The sequence below is a fragment of the Phaeovulum molybdatiresistens genome, from assembly GCF_023544865.1.
Classification (GTDB): Bacteria; Pseudomonadota; Alphaproteobacteria; order Rhodobacterales; family Rhodobacteraceae; genus Pontitalea.
Map to the genome: position 1 here is coordinate 108,576 of NZ_JAMJFX010000004.1, position 21,680 is coordinate 130,255.

The window sequence follows — 21,680 nt, forward strand, 5'->3', positions numbered from 1 at the left end:
AGCCCCCGGCCTGACCGCTTGTGGCGCGGTTCGGCGCGGGGCACTGTCACAGATGCAAGCAGGGGGTAGGGATGATTCCGGTTCAGGGTTTTGCAGGCGAACGTGTCGCGGTGCTTGGGCTGGGGCGGTCCGGCCTTGCCACCGCTGCCGCCTTGACGGCGGGCGGGGCCATGCCGCTGTGCTGGGACGACAGTCCCGAGGCGCGCGACCGGGCGCAGGCGGCGGGACTCGCGCTGCATGACCTGACCCGGGCCGATGCTTTCGAGGGGGTCGCGGCGCTGATCGTCTCGCCCGGTATCCCGCATCTGTATCCCGCACCGAACCGCCTGATCGCCCGCGCGATGGAGGCAGGCGTGCCGGTCGATAATGACATCGGGCTGTTCTTCCGCAGTTGGGCCAGCGCGGATTGGGACAATTTTGACGTGACCCCGCGCACCGTCTGTGTCACCGGCTCGAACGGCAAGTCGACGACGACGGCGCTGATCCATCACATCCTGCAGGCGGCGGGGCGGCGGGTGCAGATGGCGGGCAACATCGGGCGCGGTGTGCTGGATCTGGACCCCGCCGAGGATGGCGAGGTGGTAGTGCTGGAACTGTCCTCTTACCAGACGGATCTTGCCCGCGCGCTGACGCCGGATGTTGCGGTCTTCACCAATCTGTCGCCCGATCATCTGGACCGGCACGGCGGCATGGGGGGCTATTTCGCGGCCAAGCGGCGGCTGTTTGCCGAAGGCGGGCCCGACCGCGCGATCATCGGGGTGGATGAGCCAGAGGGCGTCTTTCTGGCCAATCAGCTGGCCACTGGTCCGGCGGATGACCGCGTGATCCGCATTTCGGCGGCGCGCAAGCTGGGCGATTACGGCTGGTCGGTCTTTGCGCGCAAGGGGTTTTTGGCGGAATGGCGCAGGGGGCGGCAGGTGGCCGCGATCGACCTGCGCGAGGTTCGGGGCCTGCCCGGTGCGCATAACCACCAGAATGCCTGCGCCGCCTATGCCGCCTGCCGCACGCTGGGCCTTGCCCCGCGGGACATTGAGGCGGCCTTTCATTCCTTTGCCGGCCTGCCGCATCGGTCGCAGCTGGTCGCGGAACGCGGCGGGGTGCGCTTCGTCAATGATTCCAAGGCCACCAATGTCGACAGTGCCGCCAAGGCCCTGCAGGCCTTTCCGCGCATCCGCTGGATCGCCGGGGGGCTTGGCAAGGATGGTGGTCTGGGGGGGCTGACGCCCTTCCTGGGGACGGTGGTCAAGGCCTATCTGATCGGCCATTCGGCGCGCGATTTCGCGCTGGAACTGGGCGATCTGCCGCATGAGATCTGTGAAACCATGGACCGTGCGGTGGCCCGCGCCGCCGCCGAGGCCGAGCCGGGCGATACCGTCCTTCTGGCCCCCGCCGCGGCTTCGTTCGACCAATATCCCAATTTCGAAAAGCGCGGCGAGCATTTCACCGCGCTGGTGCGCGCCTTGGCCTAGCCTGCGCGGGCCAGCCCCGCGCGCAGCGCCGCTGCCGTGGCCGCCAGGGTTCCCGCGGGCGGCGAGGGTGGCGCGGTAAAGCGATCTGGCCCCTCGGTCAGATAGGCGGCCGAGGTGATGTCATGCACATCGTGCATCGGCACCAGATGGGCATGGGCATGGGCGACATGAATGCCGGTATAGACCATCGCCACCCGTTCCACCCCGTAAAGCGCCTTCATGGTCCGGGCGATCCGCTGGGACAGGGTGGTGATCCGACAGGCCAGATCGGTGGGCAGATCCTCAAACCAGGGGTAATGGGCGCGCGGGATCACCAGCGCATGGCCCGGGCGCACCGGATGCAGGTCCAGAAAGGCCAGAACGTGGTCATCTTCATGCAGCTTGTGGCAGGGCAGTTCGCCCGCGGCGATGCGGCAGAACAGGCAGGGTTCGGTCATGGCTGGTCCTTGGGGCAGGCCGTTCAGGCGCGGTTGGTCGGTCTGGCTCCAGCTTGCCCCGCCTGCGCGCTGACCGCAATCACCCCGTTCCGCGCAAGTCGCGCCCACGGCGGCAAAAAACGGCCATGGCCGGGCCGCGCGGCCAAGTCCGTTCTGGTCAGATGCCTGCGAATGGGGTAGAGTTTTTGCTAGACCCGGCAAACGGGCGATTTGAGGCAGAGACGGCGGTAGCCCATGACAGAGATGGTCTTTGGCACCGTGCCCGTGCGGGCCGGTGAACCGATTCTTCCCCGCTGGTGGCGGACAATCGACAAATGGGCGCTGACCAGCGTTCTTTTGCTGTTCATGCTGGGGATGTTGCTGGGGCTGGCCGCCTCGGTGCCGCTGGCGGAAAAGAACGGGCTTGAACCCTTTTATTACGTCAAACGGCAGGCGTTCTTTGGCGTGGTTGCGCTGGGCGTCATGGCGCTGGTGTCGATGTTAAGCCCGGTTCAGGTGCGCCGGCTGGGCGTGATCGGCTTTGTCGGCGCTTTCATCGCGATCCTGGCCTTGCCATTTTTTGGCACCGATTTCGGCAAGGGCGCGGTGCGCTGGTTGTCCTTCGGCTTCGCCTCGGTGCAGCCGTCGGAATTCCTCAAGCCCGGTTTCGTGGTGCTAGCCGCCTGGTTCATGGCCGCCTCCCAAGAGGTCGCGGGCCCGCCGGGGCGGCTTTATTCCTTTGTTCTGGCGCTGGTGATCGTGCTGTTGCTGGCGCTGCAGCCCGATTTCGGGCAGGCAAGCCTGGTGCTGTTTTCCTGGGGGGTGATGTATTTCATCGCCGGGGCGCCGATCTTTCTGTTGACGGTGCTGGCGGGGATGACGGTGCTGGGCGGCGTGGTGGCCTATAATTCTTCGGAACATTTCGCGCGCCGCATCGATGGCTTTCTGTCGGCCGAAATCGACCCGCGCACCCAGATCGGCTATGCCACCAACGCCATCCAGGAAGGCGGCTTCTTTGGCGTGGGCGTGGGCGAGGGCACGGTGAAATGGTCGCTGCCCGATGCCCATACCGATTTCATCATCGCCGTCGCGGCCGAGGAATATGGCCTGATCCTGGTGCTGATGATCATCGCGCTTTACGCCACCATCGTGGTGCGGTCGCTGATCCGGCTGATGCGCGAACGCGATACGTTCACGCGGTTGGCCGGGGCGGGACTTGCCTGTGCCTTTGGCGTGCAGGCCTTCATCAACATGGGGGTCGCGGTGCGGCTGTTGCCGGCCAAGGGGATGACGCTGCCCTTCGTCAGCTATGGCGGATCGTCGGTCATCGCCTCGGGCATCGCGTTGGGCATGTTGCTGGCGCTGACCCGGACGCGCCCGCAGGGGCAGATCTCGGATATTCTGGCGCGCAGGGGGTGGTGATGTCGCGGACACGCGAACCGCTGTTGCTGATCGCGGCCGGGGGGACGGGGGGGCATATGTTCCCCGCCCAGGCCCTGGCCGAGGCGATGGTGCGCCGGGGCTGGCGCGTCAAGCTGTCGACGGATGCGCGCGGCGCGCGCTATGCGGGCGGCTTTCCGCATGTGGTGCGGGTGGAACAGGTCCCCTCGGCCACCTTCGCGCGCGGTGGCGTTCTGGCCCGGGCGGTGGTGCCGCTGCGCATCGCGGGCGGGGTGGTCAAGGCCATCGTGGCTGGACTGTCGGACCGGCCTACGGTTGTGGTGGGCTTTGGCGGCTATCCGACGATCCCGGCGCTGGCGGCGGCGGTGGCGCTGCGCATTCCGCGCGCGATCCATGAACAAAACGGCCTTCTGGGCAAGGTGAACCGGCTCTTTGCGCCGCGCGTCGATGTGCTGGCCTGCGGCACCTGGCCCACGGCGCTGCCCGAAAAGGTGCAGGCCGTTCACACCGGCAACCCGGTGCGCGCCGCCGTGCGCGACCGTGCCGCCGCCCCCTATATCCCGCCCGGCGATTATCCGATGAGCGTGCTGGTCATTGGCGGCAGCCAGGGCGCGCGGATCCTGTCGGATATGGTGCCCGCCGCGCTGGCCGCGCTGCCCGACCGGCTGCGCGCCAATCTGCGCGTCGCCCATCAGGCCCGCGACGAAGATATGGCCCGCGTGATCGCCGCCTATGACGCCGCCGGTATCGCCGCCGAGGTGCAGCCCTTCTTCAACGACGTCCCCCGCCGCCTGTCCGAGGCGCAGCTGGTGATTTCGCGCGCGGGGGCCTCTTCTGTGGCGGATATTTCCGTCATCGGGCGCCCCGCGATCCTGATCCCCTATGCTGCGGCGACGGGCGATCATCAGACCGCAAATGCCCGTGGGCTGGTGGACGCAGGCGGCGCGATCCTGATCCCCGAGGCGCGGCTTGACCCCGAAACGCTGGCCGAACAGGTCGCGCTTGTGCTGGACAATCCCGCCGGGGCCGTGCAGATGGCCCATTCCGCGTTGAATTACGGCATCCCCGATGCCACCGCCCGGCTGGTCGATCTGGTCGAGGCGCTTGCACGAAAGACCAAGACATGAGCGCAGCCGCTACGAAACTTCCCGGGGAACTGGGCCCCATCCACTTTGTCGGGATCGGCGGCATCGGCATGTCGGGCATCGCCGAGGTGCTGATGACCCAGGGCTTCACGGTGCAGGGGTCGGACGCCAAGGCCAGCAAGATCACCGACCGGCTGGTGCAACTGGGCGCGAAGGTCTTCGAAGGCCAGCGCGCGGACAACCTGGGCGATGCGGCGGTCGTTGTGATTTCCTCGGCGATCAAGGCGGGCAACCCCGAACTGGAAGAGGCGCGCCGGCGCGGCCTGCCGGTGGTGCGCCGGGCCGAGATGCTGGCCGAGCTGATGCGGCTGCGCTCCAACATCGCAGTCGCGGGCACGCATGGCAAGACCACGACCACGACGATGGTGGCCACGCTGCTGGACAAGGGCGGGTTCGACCCCACCGTGATCAATGGCGGCGTGATCCATGCCTATGGATCAAACGCCCGGGCCGGGGCGGGCGAATGGATGGTGGTCGAGGCCGACGAATCCGACGGCAGCTTCAACCGCCTGCCCGCGACGATCGCCATCGTGACCAATATCGACCCCGAGCACATGGAACACTGGGGCAGCTTTGACGCGCTGCGCAAGGGGTTTTACGATTTCGTCTCGAACATTCCGTTCTACGGTCTGGCCGTCTGCTGCACCGACCACGCCGAGGTGCAGGCGCTGGTGGGCAAGCTGACCGACCGGCGCGTCGTGACCTTTGGCTTCAATGCCCAGGCCGATGTGCGCGCCGTGAACCTTCGGTTCGATCAGGGCAAGGCGTTCTTCGATATCCTGCTGCAATCCGAGGGCGAGGGTTCGAAAATCGAAAACTGTTCCCTGCCGATGCCGGGCGATCACAACGTCTCGAACGCGCTGGCGGCGGTTGCGGTGGCGCGCCATCTGGGCATGAAGCGCGATGAAATCCGCGAGGCGCTGGCCGCCTTTGGCGGCGTGAACCGCCGCTTTACCAAGCTGGGCGAGGTGCTGGGCGGCGTCAGCATCATCGACGATTACGGCCACCATCCGGTGGAAATTGCCGCCGTGCTGAAGGCCGCGCGGCAGGCGGTGTCGGGCCAGCCCGGCGCGCGCGTCATCGCCGTGCATCAGCCGCACCGTTACACCCGTCTGGCCAGCCTGTTCGATGATTTCTGTACCGCCTTCAACGAGGCCGATGTGGTCGCCATCGCCGATGTCTATGCGGCGGGCGAAGACCCGATCCCCGGCGCCTCGCGCGATGATCTGGTGGCGGGGCTGATCCGGCACGGCCATCGCCATGCCCGCGCGCTGCACCATGAAGAGGATTTGGCACGCCTGGTGCGTGAACAGGCCCGGCCGGGCGATATTGTTGTCTGCCTGGGCGCGGGCACGATTTCGGCCTGGGCGCATGGCCTGATCGCGAAGCTGACCTAGGCGGATGGGGACGCTGTCGCTTCTTGCCGCTTGCCTCTGGGCGGTGCTGGCCACGTCGATCGCGCTTGCCCCGGCCCGGTTTCACTGGCGCGCGGCCTGGGCGCTGATCGCGTCGGGCGTGCCGATCCTGGGCTGGGTCACCTATGAAAACGGCCCGGTCTGGGGGCTGGCGGTGCTGGTCGGCGGCATGAGCGTGCTGCGCTGGCCGCTGGTCCACCTGATGCGCCGCCTGCGCCAGCCCGACCCGGCCGAGTGACGCTTGCGCGCCCGCCCGGGCCGGATTAGACCCTGGTCATGAAGACGCTTTTCACCACCGATTTCACCCCCCGCGGGGTGCTGACCCCGAACCGGCCGCTGGCCGATCTGACCTGGCTGCGCGTCGGCGGCCCGGCGGACTGGCTGTTCCAGCCCGCGGATGTGGCCGATCTGGCCGCGTTTCTGGCGGCGCTGGACCCGGGCGTGGCGGTGTTTCCGATGGGGGTGGGGTCCAACCTGATCGTGCGCGATGGCGGCCTGCGCGCGGTGGTGATCCGGCTGGGGCGGGGCTTCAACGGCATCACGGTTGCGGGCAACCGGGTGACGGCGGGGGCGGCGGCGCTGGATGCCCATGTCGCGCGCCGCGCGGCCGAGGCGGGGGTGGACCTGACCTTCCTGCGCACCATTCCGGGCAGTATCGGCGGCGCGGTGCGGATGAATGCGGGGTGCTATGGCGAATATGTCGCCGATCACCTGATCTCGGCCCGGGCGCTGAACCGCGCGGGGCGGGCGGTGACGCTGACCCCTGTCGATCTGCGCCTGTCCTACCGTCAAAGCCACCTGCCTGAAGGCTGGGTGCTGGTCGAGGCCGTGTTCGAAGGCGCGCCGGGCGACCCGGCCGCGCTGGAGGCGAAGATGACCGACCAGATCGCCCGGCGCGATGCCAGCCAGCCCACGCGCGAACGGTCCGCCGGGTCGACGTTTCGCAACCCGGTGGGCTATTCCTCGACCGGGCGGGCCGATGATGTGCATGACCTGAAGGCCTGGGCGGTGATCGACAAGGCGGGCATGCGCGGCGCGCGGCGGGGCGGCGCGCAGATGTCGGAAATGCATTCCAACTTTTTGATCAACGCGGGCGGCGCCACCGCCGCCGACCTTGAGGCGCTTGGCGAAGAGGTGCGCAAAAAGGTTTTGCAGACGCAGGGAATTTCGCTAGAGTGGGAAATCATGCGCATCGGCGATTTTGTGGCGCCTGATGCGGTAGAAAAAGATCAATAATCCACGGGGATAACCCCGGGAAGAGGCGAAAGTGGCGGGTGTGTCGAGCAGGGCAGCCCACCGTGTGGCGGTTTTGATGGGTGGCCCCTCGGCAGAGCGGGCGGTGTCCCTGTCTTCGGGGCGCGAATGTGCCCAGGCGCTGCGGGTGGCGGGCTATGAGGTGATCGAGGTCGATGCCGGCCCCGATCTGGCCATGCGTCTTGCCGAAATCCGCCCCGACGTGGTCTTCAACGCTCTGCATGGCCGCTGGGGCGAGGATGGCTGTGTCCAGGGCCTGCTGGAATGGCTGCGCATTCCCTATACGCATTCGGGCGTTCTGGCCTCGGCGCTGGCGATGGACAAGACCCGCGCCAAGGATGCCTTCCGCGCCGCCGGCTTGCCGGTGGTGGAAAGCGTGCTGGCCCCCAAGGCCGAGGTCATGGCCCGCCATGTCCTGCCCGCGCCCTATGTGGTCAAACCCAACAACGAGGGGTCCTCGGTCGGGGTCTATCTGGTGCTGGACGGCGCGAACCGCCCGCCGCAACTGTCCGATGAAATGCCGCAGATGGTGATGGTGGAAAGCTATGCCCCCGGGCGTGAGCTGACCTGTTCCGTCATGGGCGATCGCGCGCTGTGCGTGACCGAGATCCAGACCACAGGCTGGTATGATTACGACGCGAAATACAGCCCCGGCGGGTCGCGCCATGTGCTGCCCGCCGATCTGCCGCCCGAAATCACCGCGGCCTGTCTGGACCATGCCCTGCGCGCCCATCGCGCGCTGGGGTGCCGGGGTCTGTCGCGCACTGATTTCCGCTGGGATGAGGCGCGGGGCCTTGCGGGCCTTGTACTCTTGGAAACCAATACCCAGCCGGGGATGACGCCGACCTCGCTGTCGCCTGAACAGGCGGCGCATATGGGCATCGGTTTCCCCGATCTGTGCCGCTGGATCGTCGAGGATGCCTCATGCGATCGCTAGGTGCCCCGCCCCCGCGGCCGCAGCTGCGCGCCGAACCCCGTCCGGGCGCGGCCCCGCGTGCGCCGCAGATGGCCGCCGCCGCCCCACGCCCGCCACGCCGTGACCCCGCGCCCTCGCGCCTGGCCTATCGGTTGCAGCGGCTGTGGCTGACGCCGTTCGTGCGCGCGCTGACCCGGATCGGCCTGCCGGTCTTTGCCGTGGTGCTGGGCCTTGGCATCTGGCTGGGCGATGAGGGGCGCCGCGCCGATCTGGTCGCGAGCTATGAAGACATCAAGCTGTCGATCCAGAACCGCCCCGAATTCATGGTCGGCCTGTTGAAGATCGAGGGCGCCAGCCCCGAGGTTGATGCCGCGATCCGCGCGATGATGCCGGTGCAGCTGCCCGCCTCGTCCTTCGCGATTGATCTGGACGCGTTCCGCGCGATGATCCGGCGGCTGGATGCGGTGGCCGATGTCGGGTTGATGATCCGCCCCGGCGGCGTGCTGGAGGCAGCGGTGACCGAACGCGTCCCCGCGATCCTGTGGCGTGCGCCGACGGGTCTTGAGATGCTGGATGCGACGGGCCACCGTGTCGCCACGCTGATCGCGCGCGAGACGCGCCCTGATCTGGCGCTGATCGCGGGTGTGGGCGCCGATCGTGCCGTGCCTGAGGCGCTGGCCGTGCTGGCCGCCGCCGCGCCGATCCTGCCGCGCGCGCGCGGACTGGTGCGGGTGGGCGAACGGCGCTGGGATCTGGTGCTGGAACGCGATCAGCGCATCCTGCTGCCCGAACAGAACCCGGTGCGCGCGATCGAACGCGTGCTGGCGCTGGATGCCGCCGAAGACATTCTTGACCGCGATTTTACCCATCTCGACATGCGCAACGAAACCCGGCCCACGATCCGCCTTTCCGCCGCCGCTCTGGAGGAATTCCGCAGGATCACCGGCCCGGACACGAAGGCGAGGGCTGTACGATGACAGATCTTTACGAATTCCAGCGCGCGATGCGCAACATGCGCAAGACCGCAATGCAGCGCGGCGTGATCGCGATTCTGGATGTGGGCACATCCAAGATCGCCTGTCTGGTGCTGCGCTTCGACGGGGCCGATGCGATGCGCGAGGGCGACGGGCTGGGCCCCCTGGCGGGGCAGGCGGGCTTTCGGGTGATCGGCGCGGCGACGACCCGGTCGCGCGGGGTGCGCTTTGGCGAAATCGACGCGATGGCCGAAACCGAACGCGCGATCCGCACCGCGGTGCAGGCGGCGCAAAAGATGGCCAATACCCGCGTGGATCATGTGATTGCCTGTTTTTCCGGCGCGGGGCCGCGCAGCTATGGGCTGGCGGGCGATGTCACGCTGCATGACGGTCATGTCAGCGAACAGGATGTGGCGCGCGTGCTGGCGGCCTGCGACATGCCCGACATCGGCCCCGGGCGCGAGGTGCTGCATGCCCAGCCGGTGAACTTTACGCTCGATCACCGCACCGGGCTTGGCGATCCCCGCGGGCAGGTCGGCCAGCGGCTGGCCGTTGACATGCACATGCTGACGATCGAGGCCGATGCGGTGCAGAACCTGATCCATGTGATCCGGCGCTGCGATCTGGAACTGGCGGGGGTGGCGTCTTCGGCCTATGTCTCGGGGATCGCAAGCCTGGTCGAGGATGAACAGGAACTGGGCGCGGCCTGCATCGACATGGGCGGCGGCGCCACGGGCGTGTCGATCTTCATGAAGAAACACATGATCTTTGCCGATGCGGTGCGCATGGGCGGCGATCTGGTGAGCAAGGACATTGCCGCGGGGCTGCAGGTGCCGATGGCGCTGGCCGAACGGATCAAGACCTTCCACGGCGGGGTCTATGCCACCGGCATGGATGATCGTGAGATGATCGAGCTGTCGGGCAATTCGGGCGACTGGGAAAAGGACCGCCGCCAGATCAGCCGGACCGAGCTGATCGGCATCATGCGCCCCCGCGTCGAGGAAATCCTGGAAGAGGTGCGCGCGATCCTGGATGCGGCGGGCTTTGACCATCTGCCCAGCCAGCAGATCGTGCTGACGGGCGGGGCCAGCCAGATCCCCGGGCTGGACGGGCTGGCGGCGCGGATCCTGGGCCAGAACGTGCGTCTGGGCCGGCCGCTGCGGGTGCAGGGCCTGCCGCAGGCCGCGACCGGGGCGGGCTTTGCCAGCGCGGTGGGGCTGGCGCTGTTTGCCGCCCATCCGCAGGACGAATGGTGGGATTTCGAAATCCCCGCCGAACGCTATCCGGCCCGCTCGCTCAAGCGTGCGATGCGCTGGTTCCGCGACAATTGGTGAACCCAGCCGCTGCGGTGGATGCGAATCGTTTCCACCAGATGCTGCGTCATGCGCGAAATACCGCTTGCGGCGGTTTTTCGCCTTCCAGATTTTGTGGAGTAACTGTGTTTTTCAGGTGACGTTCCACGGAATCAAGGCTAAAATCACCCTAATTTTCAGGGAAACCGGCTCGGGACAGGGGCCGAACAAAATCACAGGCGGAAACCAATGACCTTGAATCTGATGATGTCGGATCACGAAGACCTCAAGCCGCGGATCACCGTGTTCGGCGTCGGCGGGGCGGGTGGCAACGCGGTCAACAACATGATCGAGCAGCAGCTGGAAGGGGTCGAGTTCGTCGTGGCGAACACCGATGCCCAGGCCCTGCAGCAGTCGCGCGCGGCGGCCCGCATCCAGATGGGCGTCAAGGTCACCGAAGGTCTGGGCGCGGGCGCGCGCCCCTCGGTCGGGGCGGCCGCCGCCGAAGAGACGATTGAAGAAATCGTCGATCATCTGGCCGGCGCGCATATGTGCTTCATCACCGCCGGCATGGGCGGCGGCACCGGCACCGGCGCGGCTCCGATCATCGCGCAGGCCGCGCGTGAACTGGGCGTGCTGACCGTGGGCGTCGTGACCAAGCCGTTCCAGTTCGAGGGATCCAAGCGGATGCGTCAGGCCGAAGAGGGGCTTGAGGCGCTGCAAAAGGTCGTCGATACGCTGATCATCATCCCGAACCAGAACCTGTTCCGTCTGGCCAACGAACGCACCACCTTCACCGAGGCCTTCGCGATGGCCGACAACGTGCTGTATCAGGGCGTGAAGGGCATTTCCGACCTGATGGTGCGCCCGGGCCTGATCAACCTCGACTTTGCCGACGTGCGCTCGGTGATGGACGAAATGGGCAAGGCGATGATGGGCACCGGCCAGGCCGATGGCGATGACCGCGCGATCCAGGCCGCCGAAAAAGCGATCGCCAACCCGCTGCTGGATGAAATCAGCCTGCGTGGCGCCAAGGGCGTTCTGATCAACATCACCGGCGGCTATGACCTGACGTTGTTCGAACTGGATGAAGCCGCCAACCGCATCCGCGAGGAAGTGGACCCCGACGCGAACATCATCGTGGGCTCGACGCTCGACCCGTCGATGGAAGGGCAGATGCGGGTGTCGGTCGTGGCGACTGGCATCGACGCCGCCCCGGCGACCGCCGAAGTCCCGGTGCCGCGCCGCCCCATGTCCGAACCGCTGCGCCCTGCCGCGCGCGAAGAGGCCCCGGTGGCCGAACCCGCGCCGGTGGCTGCATCCACCGCGCCGGTGCAGCAGGCCGCCGCGCAGGAACCGGGGCTGTTCGACGCGCCCGAAGCCGCGCCGATGTGCGCGCCGGTGCAGCACACGGCCCCCGCGCAGGCGCCGTCGCACGCGCAGGTCCATGCCGACGATCTGCCGCCCCCGGCCTATCGGCCGCAGCCCGCGCCGCAGCCGATGGCGCGCGACCTGCAGGTCGAGGACGACATGGGCGCCTTTGTCGCCCCGCGCCCGCGCGCGCCCGGCACCCCCTCGCCCGAGGCGCTGCAGCGTCTGCAGGCGGCGGTGAACAGGGCCCCCTCGGCGGCGGCGCAGCGCCCGCTTGCAGGTGGTCTGGCGGCCCAGCGGCCCGCGGCGCAGCCCGCCCCCCAGGCGGAACGCCCGCGGTTTGGCATCAACTCGCTGATCAACCGGATGACCGGCCACGGCACTGAAACCACGCAGCAGGCGCCGCAGCCCGCACCCCAGGCGCGCACCGTCGCCCAGCAGCATCAGGCCTATGACGAAGATCAGGCCGCCGATCCCGATCAGGACCGGATCGAAATCCCGGCCTTCCTGCGGCGCCAGGCGAACTGATCCGTTCACAAAAGACCAGACAGGGCCGGGGCGATCCCGGCCCTTTGTCATTGTATATCAATGCATTATGCCGTGATCGGCAGGCTTGTGCCCAAGCCTGCGGCAATTGTTTCAATGCGTTACAAAGAGTGAATTGTTAACCGGCCCCCGGGGGCTTAGCTGATGCTGCGGTCCGGTGCCCCTTGGGCGGCGCCGCCACCGGCAAGTGAAACAAAGGGTGCAGCAGTGCAGACGACAATAGGTTCCCCGGCGGTGTTTGAAGGCGTTGGCCTGCATTCGGGCCAGCCTGTGCGGATGGTGATCCACCCCGCGCCCGCCGATCATGGCGTTGTCTTCCGCCGCACCGATGTGCGCGCGGCCAATCCGCGCATTCCCGCGCTGTGGGACCGGGTGACACCGTCCAGGCTGTGCACATTGGTGGAAAATGCCGAAGGCGTTTCTGTCTCGACGATCGAACATGTGATGGCGGCGCTGGTCGGTGCTGGTGTCCACAACGCCCTGATTGAGATCGACGGCCCCGAGGTTCCGATCCTGGACGGGTCCGCCGCCCCCTTCGTCGCGGGGATCCAGGCCAAGGGCCTGCGCCAACTGGATGCGCCGCTGCGCGCCATCCGCATTCTGAAACCCGTTGAGGTGCGCGAAGGCGAGGCCGTGGCGCGGCTGGACCCGGCCCCGGCACTGGAAATCGATTTCGTCATCGACTTTGCCGATGCCGCGATCGGCCGTCAGGCCAAGCGGCTGAACATGGCCAATGGCGCGTTTGTGCGCGAACTGGCCGATAGCCGCACCTTCTGCCGCCAGTCCGATGTCGAGGCGATGCGCGCCAATGGTCTGGCCCTTGGTGGCACCTATGAAAACGCCGTTGTGGTCGATGGTGACCGCGTCCTGTCGCCGGGCGGTCTGCGCCACGCCGATGAGGCGGTGCGTCACAAGATGCTGGATGCGCTTGGCGACCTGGCCCTGGCCGGGGCGCCGATCCTGGGCCGCTATTCCGGCACGCGGGCGGGTCATGCGATGACCAACCGTCTGTTGCGCGCGCTGTTCGCCGATCCTTCGGCCTGGACCTGGGAAGAATGTTCGCCCGCGCAGGCCTATGGCCTGCCGGGTGCGGGCGTCTGCCGGGCCAGCGTCGCGGCGCGTTGACCCGCGCGCCGATGCCGGGCCGTCCGCTGTCATCCGGCCTATGCCGCGGCGGTGAAAGGCGTTTTGCGCCCCGGATTTTTCTGTGCTAGGACAAACCGAAGGGGCGGTTCCGCGTCACGCGGGGCAGCTTTTGCCAAGGTGGAATCAGGGTAGAAACGGGATAGGGCAGGACATGGCGCGCGGCAGATCGGCGGCTCAACTGGTCGGAAGTCTCGTTCTTGTGGGGGTGCTTGCGGCCTGCGGTGGTGGCACGGCGCGCGAAGCCTCGCTTGAATCCCTGACCGCCGAGGAAATCTACAAGCGCGGCGAATATGAGCTGGAGGTGGGCAACCCCCGCCGTCCCGAATCCGCGCTTCGTTATTTTTCCGAGGTGGAGCGGCTTTATCCCTATTCGGAATGGGCCAAGCGTGCGCTGATCATGCAGGCTTTCACCCAGCACAAGGCCAAGGATTATGAGGCCGCCCGCGCCAGCGCGCAGCGTTTCATCGACACCTATCCCGGCGATGAGGATGCGGCCTATGCCAAATACCTGCTGGCCCTGTCCTATTACGACCAGATCGATGAGGTTGGCCGCGATCAGGGCCTGACCTTCCAGGCGCTGCAGGCGCTGCGCGCGGTGATCGAGGAATATCCCGACAGCGAATATGCGCGTTCGTCCATCCTGAAATTCGATCTGGCCTTCGACCATCTGGCCGCGAAGGAAATGGAAATCGGGCGCTATTACCTGAAACGCGGGCATTACACGGCGGCGATCAATCGCTTCCGCGTGGTGGTTGAGGATTTCCAGACCACCACCCACACGCCCGAGGCGCTGCACCGCCTGGTTGAGGCCTATCTGGCGCTTGGCATCACCGAAGAGGCGCAGACCGCGGGCGCGATTCTGGGCCATAACTTCCGGTCCTCGCCCTTCTATGAAGACAGCTACCGCCTGCTGACCCGCCGCGGCCTTGAACCCGAGGCCAAGGGCGACAGCTGGCTGGCGCGGGTCTATCGCCAGGTGATCCGGGGCGAGTGGCTCTGATCGCGGGTCGCGACGGGGGCGGGGATGCTGCGCGCGCTTGAAATCCGTGACATGCTGATCATCGACCGGCTGGACCTTGGGTTCCAGGCGGGGCTGAACGTGTTGACCGGGGAAACCGGCGCGGGCAAGTCGATCCTGCTGGATTGTCTGGGCTTTGTCCTGGGCTGGCGCGGTCGGGCCGAACTGGTGCGCAAGGGCGCCGATCAGGGTGAGGTGACGGCGGTGTTCGATCTGCCCGACGGTCATGCCGCCCATGCCGTTCTGGCCGAGGCCGGGCTGCCCGGCGGGGCCGAGCTGATTCTGCGCCGGGTGAATGGCGCCGATGGCCGCAAGACCGCCTTCATCAACGACCGCCGCGTTTCGGGCGAGGTGCTGCGCGCGCTGTCGGCGACGCTGGTGGAATTGCACGGCCAATCCGACGATGGCGGCTTGCTGAACCCGCGTGGGCACCGCGCGATGCTGGACGCTTTCGCGGGCCATGAAGATCTGTTGGCGCAGGTGCGCGCCGCCTGGGCCAGCCGCTCGGCAATCGCCCGCAAGCTGGAGGCCGCCGAGGCCGCGCTGGCCGCCGTCAAGGGCGAGGAGGATTTCCTGCGCCATGCCGTGGCCGAGCTGGACCAGCTTGATCCCCAGCCCGGTGAGGAAGGCACGCTGGACGCGCAGCGCCGCCTGATGCAGGGCGCCGAACGCATCCGCACCGATGTGGCCCGCGCGCTGCAGATGCTGGGCCCCGAGGGCGCCGAGGGCGCGATGCGCGATGCCGATCGCTGGCTGCAGGGGGCTGCGGAAAAGGCCGAAGGCCGGCTGGATGCGCCGCTGTCGGCGCTGGAACGCGCGCTGATCGAACTGGGCGATGCCGCGCAGGGCGTCGAAGAGGCGCTCGACGCCCTGTCCTTTGACCCCCGCGCGCTTGAGGCTTGCGAGGAACGTCTGTTCGCGATCCGGGCGCTGGCGCGCAAGCATGGGGTTTTGCCCGACGATCTGGGCGGGTTTGCCGAAACCCTGCGCGCGCGGCTGGCGGCGCTGGATGGCGGCGAAGATGGCATCCGGGCGCTGCGGGCCGATCTGGCCGCCGCCGGGGCCGCCTATGATACGGCGGCGGCGCAGCTGGGGGCGGCGCGGCGCGCGGCAGCGGGGCGGCTGGATGCGGCGATGGCGGCGGAACTGGCGCCGCTCAAGCTGGAACGGGCGGTCTTTGCCACGGCGATCAGCGCGGGCGACCCCGGCCCCGAGGGCAGCGATGCGGTGGCCTTTACCGTGGCCACCAACCCCGGCGCGCCGGCGGGGCCCTTGAACAAGATCGCCTCGGGCGGGGAATTGTCACGCTTTTTGCTGGCGCTGAAGGTGGTTCTGGCGCGCGGGGCCGATGCGCTGGTGCTGATCTTTGACGAAATCGACCGCGGCGTGGGGGGGGCCACCGCCGATGCGGTGGGCCGGCGTCTGGCGCGTCTGGCCGAAGGGGCGCAGGTTCTGGTCGTGACGCACAGCCCGCAGGTGGCGGCGCGCGGCGGGCATCATTGGCGCGTCGAAAAGCGCGTGACCGATGGCATGACCACGTCCACCGTGGTGCCGCTGGCCGCCGATGCGCGGGTCGATGAAATCGCGCGGATGATTTCGGGCGCCGAGGTCAGCGAGGCCGCGCGCGACGCGGCCCGCGCGCTGTTGACGGGCTGATCCGTCCGGGGGGCGGGCAGGCGTCTGGCCGGTCAGCCCTCGGCCACGAATTGCGCCGCCACGATTTCCCAGCCCGCGCCATTGGCCACCAGCGTCGCCGCCAGCACGGCCCCGATCCGCCCCGCGTCCGACCCGTCGGCATGCACGATCCCCGTCAGCACGAAGCGCTGCAGCAGCACCGCCGCATGCGGGCCCAGCGGGCGCAGCTTGGTCTTGCCGGTCACCAGCCGCGCGCGGGCAAAGGCGCCGGCCAGTTCGCCTGCCAGAACCTCGGTGATTTCGTCCACGCCTTCGGCGGCGGCGCCGGTCAGGCTCAGGAAATCGGCATCCGGGGCGAAAAAGCCCGCCAGCGCGTGGGCGTCACGCGCGCTCCAGGCCAGGGCAAAGGCGCGCGGCAGGTCGGCGGGGGTGGACATCAGGGTCATGCAAGGGTCTCCGGACGGGTGGGGGCCAGATCGGGCGCCAGATCGGGGCGCAGATCAGGTCCGGGCACCAGCTTGCCCGGATTCAGGATATTGGCGGGGTCAAGCGCGGCCTTGATCGCGCCCATCACCGCCCAAGCGGGGCCATGTTCAGCCGCCATCAGCGCGCGTTTGCCAAGGCCCACGCCATGTTCGCCGGTGACCGTGCCGCCCATGCGCAGCGCGCGTTCGGCCATGCGACCGGCCAGCCGCTTGGCCCGCGCCAGATCGCTGTCGCTGCCCCGGTCCAGCAGCAGGACGGCATGGAAATTGCCATCGCCCACATGGCCCAGGATCGGGCCGATCAGCCCTTCGGCGGCGATATCGTCGCGGGTTTCGCGCACCGCCTCGGCCAGCCGCGACATCGGCACACAGATGTCGGTCACCAGACCCATCGATCCCGGCCGCGCGGCCAGGCACGCGGTATAGGCGCCGTGGCGCATCTTCCACAGCCGCGCGCGCGCCTCGGGCGTGGTGGCCCAGTCGAAATGCGCGCCGCCCATTTCCGCCACCACCTCGCCAAAGCGTTCGGCCTGTTCGGCCACCCCCGCGGGCGAGCCGTGGAATTCCACCAGCAGATGTGGCGTTTCGGGCAGGCTGGTGCCGGCATGGGCATTGAAGACGCGCGCCATCGTCTCATCGACGAATTCGATGCGCGCCATCGGAATGCCCAGCTGGATCGTGGCCATAACCGTCTGCACCGCCGCCTCAAGCGTGTCAAAGGCGCAGACCGCGGCGGAAATCGCCTCGGGCTGGCCATGCAGGCGCAGCGTCAGTTCGGTGATGATGCCCAGCGTCCCTTCCGACCCCAGCATCAGCGCGGTCAGGTCATAGCCCGCGGCGGATTTGGCCGCAGCGCTGCCGGTGCGGATGATGCGGCCATCGGCCAGAACCACCTCCAGCGCGGCGACATTGGCGCGCATCGATCCATAGCGCACCGTCGTCGTCCCCGAGGCGCGGGTCGCCGCCATGCCCCCAAGGCTGGCATTGGCGCCCGGATCGACCGGAAAGAACAGGCCGGTGGCGCGCAGTTCCTCATTCAGCGCCTCACGCGTCAGGCCGGGTTGCACCACGGCCAGCATATCCTCAGGGCGGATTTCAAGCACGCGGTTCATCCGGCCCATGTCAAGGCAAAGCCCGCCCTGAACCGCCAGCGCATGCCCTTCCAGGGATGTGCCCGCGCCCCAGGGCACGATCGGCATGCCATGGGCCGCGCAGATGCGCACGATCTGCGCCACCTCGGCGGTGGTTTCGGGCCAGGCGACCGCATCGGGCGGGGTCGGCGGATACCAGGCCTCGGATGCGCCATGCAGGTCGCGCTCGGCGCGGGTGACGCTAAGGCGCGGCCCAAGCAGGGCCTGCAGGGCGGCAATGGCGGCATCATGGGGCATCCTGGGCGATCCTTCGGCGGTGCGCTTCTGCCCCTTCCTAGGTCAGCAAACGGGCCGGGAAAAGCCCCCTGACGGCGGGCGGGCGCCTTCCCGCCCGCGGTGGCGTGGCGCAGGCGAACGGGCGGATCAGATCGGCGCGCAGGCGGTTGCCAGCCAGGCCCGTGCGGCGGGCGACACGGTCGGTCCGATCCGGTGCAGGACCTGGGCGTGATAGTCGTTCAGCCAGGCGCGTTCATCCGGGGCCAGCATCTCGGCCAGGATCAGCCGGCGGTCGATCGGCACCCAGGTCAGCGTCGCGAATGTCAGCATCGCCCGGTCATCGGCGCCGGGCAGGGGCGGGGCCTGTTCCACCAGAACAAGGTTCTCGATCCGGATGCCAAAGGCGCCTTCGCGGTAATAGCCCGGTTCGTTTGACAAGATCATGCCCGGCTGCAAGGCCACATCCGATATCCGCGACAGCCGCGCGGGGCCTTCGTGCACGCAAAGCGCCGCGCCCACCCCGTGGCCGGTGCCGTGATCGTAATCCTGGTCCGCGCGCCACAGGGCGATGCGCGCCAACGCGTCCAGATCGCGCCCGGCCAGGCCCCGGGGCCAACGCGCGCGCGATATGGCGATCATGCCCTGCAACACACGGGTAAAGGGGGCGCAGGCATCGTCAGGCACGGGACCAACGGCGATGGTGCGGGTGATGTCGGTGGTGCCGTCCACATATTGCCCGCCGGAATCGACCAGCAGGATTTCACCGGGGCGGACGGGGCGGTTCGTCGCCTCGGTCACGCGGTAATGGACGATGGCGCCATTGGGGCCCGCGCCGCAGATCGTGTCAAAGCTGATTTCGGTCAGCGCATTGGACGCGCGGCGAAAGCCCTCCAGCGCGGTGACCACGGCGATTTCATCCAGCCCGCCCTTCGGCCCCTCGGCATCCAGCCAGGCCAGGAATTCGACCATTGCCACCGCGTCACGGTGATGCGCGGCTTCCATTCCGGCGATTTCGGCGGGGGTCTTGATCGCCTTGGGCAGGATGCAGGGGTCATCGGCCCACAAGATCTCGATACCCTGTTCGCCCAGTTCGCGCCCCACCTGCAGCGGCGCGCTGGCCGGGTCGACCTGCACCGGGCCGGGCAGGCTGCGCAGCGCGGGGGCGAAGGCCGCGACCGGGCGCAGGGTGACATCGGGGCCCAGATGGTCCAGCAGGGCGCGCGCGAATTTTGCGGCCTCGGCAAACAGGGTCAGATGGCCGGTGTCATGCAGGATCGCAAAGCCCTGCACCACCGGATTGCGCGGAATGTCGGCGCCGCGGATGTTCAGCAGCCAGCAAAGCGAATCCGTCAGCGTGATCACCGCCGCGCGCGCGCCGCGCTGGCGCAGCCCGCCCGCCAGGCGGGCGCGCTTGGTGGCGCTGTCCTCGCCCGCGAATTCGGGCGGATGGATGCGGGCCGGGGCGGCGGGCGGGGCGGGCTGGTCGGGCCAGATCGCATCGACCGGGTTGCGCGCGAGGGGCACAAGGTCCACCCCGCTGCCGGCCAGCGCGGCCTGCAGATCGTCGATGTCCTTGCGGGTGTGCAGCCAGGGGTCAAAGCCCACGCGACCGCCCGCGGGCAGGGCCGCGGCCAGCCAGGGGCCGGGCTTGACCTCGGGCCAGTTGACGGGGGTGAAGGTGGCGCAATCGACCTCGGCCCGGACCTGCACGCGGTAGCGGCCATCGACGAAGACGCCCGCGCGATCCATCAGCGCGATGCAGAACCCGGCCGATCCGGTAAATCCCGTCAGCCAGGCCAACCGCGCGTCCCGCGGGGCGACATATTCGCCCTGATGGGCATCGGCACGCGGCACGATGAACCCCGCAAGCCCTTGCTCGGCCAGCACCGCGCGCAGCGCCGCAAGCCGGGGCGGCCCATCCGAGGGGCGTGAACGGACCGCGAAATCCTGATACATCAGCGTGCTGCCTTGGCGATGCCCATCAGCCGGGCCCGTGCGCGCGGGTCGGAATCGAACAGGCCCGCCAGCTGTTCGGTCATCGCCCCGGCCAGCTGTTCGACATCGGTGATGGTCACCGCATGCTGGTAATAGCGCGTCACGTCATGGCCGATGCCGATCGCGATCAGCTCTACCGCGCGGCGCTTTTCGACCATCGCGATCACGTCGCGCAGGTGCTTTTCCAGATAATTCGCGGCATTGACCGACAGCGTGGAATCATCGACCGGCGCGCCATCGGAAATCACCATCAGGATCTTGCGCGCCTCGCGCCGGCCCAGCATGCGCCGATGCGCCCATTCCAGCGCCTCGCCGTCGATGTTTTCCTTCAGCAGGCCTTCCTTCATCATCAGGCCCAGATTGTCGCGCACCCGCCGCCAGGGCGCGTCGGCGGATTTGTAGATGATGTGGCGCAGGTCATTCAGCCGCCCCGGCTGTTGCGGGCGCCCGGAATTGAGCCATTTTTCCCGGCTTTGCCCGCCCTTCCAGGCGCGCGTGGTAAAGCCCAGGATTTCCACCTTGACCGAGCAGCGTTCCAGCGTGCGCGCCAACACATCGGCGCAGATCGCCGCGATGGAAATCGGCCGGCCCCGCATCGATCCGGAATTGTCCAGCAGCAGCGTCACCACCGTGTCGCGGAATTCGGTATCCTTTTCCACCTTGAACGACAGCGGCGTGGTGGGCGTGGCCACCACACGCGCCAGGCGCGCCACATCCAGGATGCCTTCCTCGCGGTCGAATTCCCAGCTGCGGTTCTGTTGCGCCTGAAGCCGGCGCTGTAGCTTGTTGGCCAGCCGGCTGACCGCGCCCTTCAGCGGTTCCAGCTGCTGGTCCAGATAGGCGCGCAGCCGTTCCAGCTCGGCCGGTTCGGCCAGATCCTCGGCGCGGATTTCTTCATCGAAATCGGTGGTATAGACCTGATAGTTCGGATCGGCGGCGGAATAGGGCGCGGGCGGGGGCGGTTCCAGCGGCGCCTCGGCCTCGGGCATCTCGACCTCTTCGCCCATCTCTTGATCGGCAAGGTCGTCCATGCTGACGGTGGTCTGGCTTTGCTCCTGGGTTTCGTCCTGGCTGCTTTCGGTGGATGCCTCGTCTTCGTCCTGGGCCTCGTCGCGGGCCTGGTTGTCGCCGGCTTCTTCTTCCTGTTCGGCCTCGTCCTCTGCGCCGTCGTCGGGCTGATCGGCGTCGGGGTCTTCGCCCAGCTGATCGGCATAGCCCAGATCGGCAATCACCCGGCGCGCCATCCGCGCAAAGGCCGCCTGATCGGCCAGGACCGCGTTCACATCGCCCAGATCATCGGCGGTCGATTCCTCGATGAAGGGGCGCCACAGGTCCAGCACATGGTTCGCCGCCGTGGGCAGTTTGCGCCCGGTTGCCAGTTCGCGCACCATGTAGCCCGCGGCAACCGCAAGTGACGCCTCTTCCCGGCTGCGGATCTGGCCATAGCCCTTGCGCTCGGCCTCATGCGCGATCTTGGCGTCGATATTGGTCAGCGTGCCGGGCATGTCGCGCGCGCCCAGGGCCTCGCAGCGGGCGGTTTCCATCGCCTCATACAGATCGCGGGCCATCGGTCCCGCGGGGTTGTAACGCGCGAAGGTGCCCGCATCGTGATGGCGCCTGCGCAGCGCCAGCGCATCGCCCGTGCCGCGCGCCAGCAACACCTCTTCGCGCGACATGCGGCGGCTGACCTGCGGCAGGCGCATCGTATCGCCAGCGATCCCCGAAGGATCGACCGAGAAGGTGACCGTCAGATCGGCATCATCGGCCAGCGTCTTGGTCGCCTCGGCCAGCGCCTTCTTGAACGGATCTGCAGGGTTGTCGGAGGGTTTCATGCC

18 protein-coding genes are annotated in these 21,680 nt (G+C 68.0%); 13 read left to right on the top strand and 5 right to left on the bottom strand.

The genetic code is table 11. From position 1 onward, the window contains the following. Window positions 1–71 precede the first annotated feature (71 nt). Window positions 72–1,469, top strand: coding sequence for a UDP-N-acetylmuramoyl-L-alanine--D-glutamate ligase (gene murD, locus MXB90_RS04925; protein ID WP_250041827.1), 1,398 nt, complete (start codon window positions 72–74; stop codon window positions 1,467–1,469). On the opposite strand, the gene MXB90_RS04930 is transcribed toward murD, so the two are convergent. Beyond that, on the bottom strand, window positions 1,466–1,906 hold the full coding sequence (locus MXB90_RS04930; RefSeq protein WP_250041829.1) for an HIT family protein: 441 nt from the start codon (window positions 1,904–1,906) through the stop codon (window positions 1,466–1,468). The genes murD and MXB90_RS04930 overlap by 4 nt on opposite strands. A 234-nt stretch (window positions 1,907–2,140) precedes the next feature. Between MXB90_RS04930 and ftsW the strand changes: the two genes are divergently transcribed. From ftsW to recN, 12 genes are all read left to right on the top strand, one after another. Continuing rightward, window positions 2,141–3,307 carry a putative lipid II flippase FtsW gene (gene ftsW / locus MXB90_RS04935; protein ID WP_250041831.1) on the top strand — a complete coding sequence of 389 codons (1,167 nt, stop codon included), beginning with the start codon at window positions 2,141–2,143 and terminating at the stop codon, window positions 3,305–3,307. After that, complete coding sequence (locus MXB90_RS04940) at window positions 3,307–4,413, top strand: UDP-N-acetylglucosamine--N-acetylmuramyl-(pentapeptide) pyrophosphoryl-undecaprenol N-acetylglucosamine transferase (RefSeq protein ID WP_250041833.1); 1,107 nt, start codon at window positions 3,307–3,309, stop codon at window positions 4,411–4,413. Before ftsW ends, MXB90_RS04940 begins: the two co-directional genes overlap by 1 nt. Beyond that, the gene (gene murC, locus MXB90_RS04945; RefSeq protein ID WP_250041842.1) at window positions 4,410–5,828 is read left to right on the top strand and encodes a UDP-N-acetylmuramate--L-alanine ligase; all 1,419 of its coding nucleotides are present in this window, start codon (window positions 4,410–4,412) and stop codon (window positions 5,826–5,828) included. The genes MXB90_RS04940 and murC overlap by 4 nt, the downstream gene beginning before the upstream one ends. 4 nt (window positions 5,829–5,832) lie before the next feature. Beyond that, window positions 5,833–6,084, top strand: coding sequence for a DUF2484 family protein (locus MXB90_RS04950; protein ID WP_250041844.1), 252 nt, complete (start codon window positions 5,833–5,835; stop codon window positions 6,082–6,084). Window positions 6,085–6,122: 38 nt separating this feature from the next. After that, window positions 6,123–7,082, top strand: coding sequence for a UDP-N-acetylmuramate dehydrogenase (gene murB / locus MXB90_RS04955; RefSeq protein ID WP_250041846.1), 960 nt, complete (start codon window positions 6,123–6,125; stop codon window positions 7,080–7,082). A 31-nt stretch (window positions 7,083–7,113) separates the two neighbouring features. Further along, window positions 7,114–8,037, top strand: coding sequence for a D-alanine--D-alanine ligase (locus MXB90_RS04960; protein WP_250041848.1), 924 nt, complete (start codon window positions 7,114–7,116; stop codon window positions 8,035–8,037). After that, window positions 8,025–8,993, top strand: coding sequence for a cell division protein FtsQ/DivIB (locus tag MXB90_RS04965; RefSeq protein ID WP_250041850.1), 969 nt, complete (start codon window positions 8,025–8,027; stop codon window positions 8,991–8,993). Before MXB90_RS04960 ends, MXB90_RS04965 begins: the two co-directional genes overlap by 13 nt. Then, window positions 8,990–10,324, top strand: coding sequence for a cell division protein FtsA (gene ftsA / locus MXB90_RS04970; RefSeq protein WP_250041852.1), 1,335 nt, complete (start codon window positions 8,990–8,992; stop codon window positions 10,322–10,324). Before MXB90_RS04965 ends, ftsA begins: the two co-directional genes overlap by 4 nt. A gap of 207 nt (window positions 10,325–10,531) precedes the next feature. Then, window positions 10,532–12,181: a cell division protein FtsZ gene (gene ftsZ / locus MXB90_RS04975; protein WP_250041854.1), complete on the top strand. Its 1,650-nt coding sequence runs from the start codon at window positions 10,532–10,534 to the stop codon at window positions 12,179–12,181. A gap of 225 nt (window positions 12,182–12,406) precedes the next feature. Next, window positions 12,407–13,324: a UDP-3-O-acyl-N-acetylglucosamine deacetylase gene (lpxC, locus tag MXB90_RS04980; RefSeq protein WP_250041856.1), complete on the top strand. Its 918-nt coding sequence runs from the start codon at window positions 12,407–12,409 to the stop codon at window positions 13,322–13,324. Between the two features lie 172 nt (window positions 13,325–13,496). Beyond that, window positions 13,497–14,345, top strand: a complete 849-nt coding sequence (locus tag MXB90_RS04985; RefSeq protein ID WP_250041858.1) for an outer membrane protein assembly factor BamD — start codon at window positions 13,497–13,499, stop codon at window positions 14,343–14,345. 24 nt (window positions 14,346–14,369) lie between these two features. Then, window positions 14,370–16,019 (top strand): DNA repair protein RecN, encoded by a 1,650-nt coding sequence (recN, locus tag MXB90_RS04990; RefSeq protein WP_250041859.1) that lies wholly within the window; start codon window positions 14,370–14,372, stop codon window positions 16,017–16,019. 32 nt (window positions 16,020–16,051) lie between these two features. Here the strand turns inward: recN and MXB90_RS04995 are convergent, their stop codons facing one another. The 4 genes from MXB90_RS04995 to cobT all read right to left on the bottom strand — a co-directional run bounded on the left by MXB90_RS04995 (window position 16,052) and on the right by cobT (window position 21,677). Then, window positions 16,052–16,444, bottom strand: coding sequence for an SgcJ/EcaC family oxidoreductase (locus tag MXB90_RS04995; RefSeq protein ID WP_250041860.1), 393 nt, complete (start codon window positions 16,442–16,444; stop codon window positions 16,052–16,054). Then, on the bottom strand, window positions 16,441–17,871 hold the full coding sequence (locus tag MXB90_RS05000) for an FAD-binding oxidoreductase (protein ID WP_250041861.1): 1,431 nt from the start codon (window positions 17,869–17,871) through the stop codon (window positions 16,441–16,443). Before MXB90_RS05000 ends, MXB90_RS04995 begins: the two co-directional genes overlap by 4 nt. 126 nt (window positions 17,872–17,997) lie before the next feature. Then, a complete protein-coding gene (locus MXB90_RS05005; protein WP_250041862.1) occupies window positions 17,998–19,806 on the bottom strand; it encodes an aminopeptidase P family protein in 1,809 nt (602 codons plus the stop codon). Next, window positions 19,806–21,677: a cobaltochelatase subunit CobT gene (gene cobT / locus MXB90_RS05010; RefSeq protein WP_250041868.1), complete on the bottom strand. Its 1,872-nt coding sequence runs from the start codon at window positions 21,675–21,677 to the stop codon at window positions 19,806–19,808. Before cobT ends, MXB90_RS05005 begins: the two co-directional genes overlap by 1 nt. Window positions 21,678–21,680 lie beyond the last annotated feature (3 nt).

Coding starts and splice junctions, on each gene's coding strand:
- murD (WP_250041827.1), top strand. CDS start 72: ATGATTCCGGTTCAGGGTTTTGCAGGCGAACGTGTCGCGGTGCTTGGG.
- MXB90_RS04930 (WP_250041829.1), bottom strand. CDS start 1,906: ATGACCGAACCCTGCCTGTTCTGCCGCATCGCCGCGGGCGAACTGCCC.
- ftsW (WP_250041831.1), top strand. CDS start 2,141: ATGACAGAGATGGTCTTTGGCACCGTGCCCGTGCGGGCCGGTGAACCG.
- MXB90_RS04940 (WP_250041833.1), top strand. CDS start 3,307: ATGTCGCGGACACGCGAACCGCTGTTGCTGATCGCGGCCGGGGGGACG.
- murC (WP_250041842.1), top strand. CDS start 4,410: ATGAGCGCAGCCGCTACGAAACTTCCCGGGGAACTGGGCCCCATCCAC.
- MXB90_RS04950 (WP_250041844.1), top strand. CDS start 5,833: ATGGGGACGCTGTCGCTTCTTGCCGCTTGCCTCTGGGCGGTGCTGGCC.
- murB (WP_250041846.1), top strand. CDS start 6,123: ATGAAGACGCTTTTCACCACCGATTTCACCCCCCGCGGGGTGCTGACC.
- MXB90_RS04965 (WP_250041850.1), top strand. CDS start 8,025: ATGCGATCGCTAGGTGCCCCGCCCCCGCGGCCGCAGCTGCGCGCCGAA.
- ftsA (WP_250041852.1), top strand. CDS start 8,990: ATGACAGATCTTTACGAATTCCAGCGCGCGATGCGCAACATGCGCAAG.
- ftsZ (WP_250041854.1), top strand. CDS start 10,532: ATGACCTTGAATCTGATGATGTCGGATCACGAAGACCTCAAGCCGCGG.
- MXB90_RS04985 (WP_250041858.1), top strand. CDS start 13,497: ATGGCGCGCGGCAGATCGGCGGCTCAACTGGTCGGAAGTCTCGTTCTT.
- recN (WP_250041859.1), top strand. CDS start 14,370: ATGCTGCGCGCGCTTGAAATCCGTGACATGCTGATCATCGACCGGCTG.
- MXB90_RS04995 (WP_250041860.1), bottom strand. CDS start 16,444: ATGACCCTGATGTCCACCCCCGCCGACCTGCCGCGCGCCTTTGCCCTG.
- MXB90_RS05000 (WP_250041861.1), bottom strand. CDS start 17,871: ATGCCCCATGATGCCGCCATTGCCGCCCTGCAGGCCCTGCTTGGGCCG.
- MXB90_RS05005 (WP_250041862.1), bottom strand. CDS start 19,806: ATGTATCAGGATTTCGCGGTCCGTTCACGCCCCTCGGATGGGCCGCCC.
- cobT (WP_250041868.1), bottom strand. CDS start 21,677: ATGAAACCCTCCGACAACCCTGCAGATCCGTTCAAGAAGGCGCTGGCC.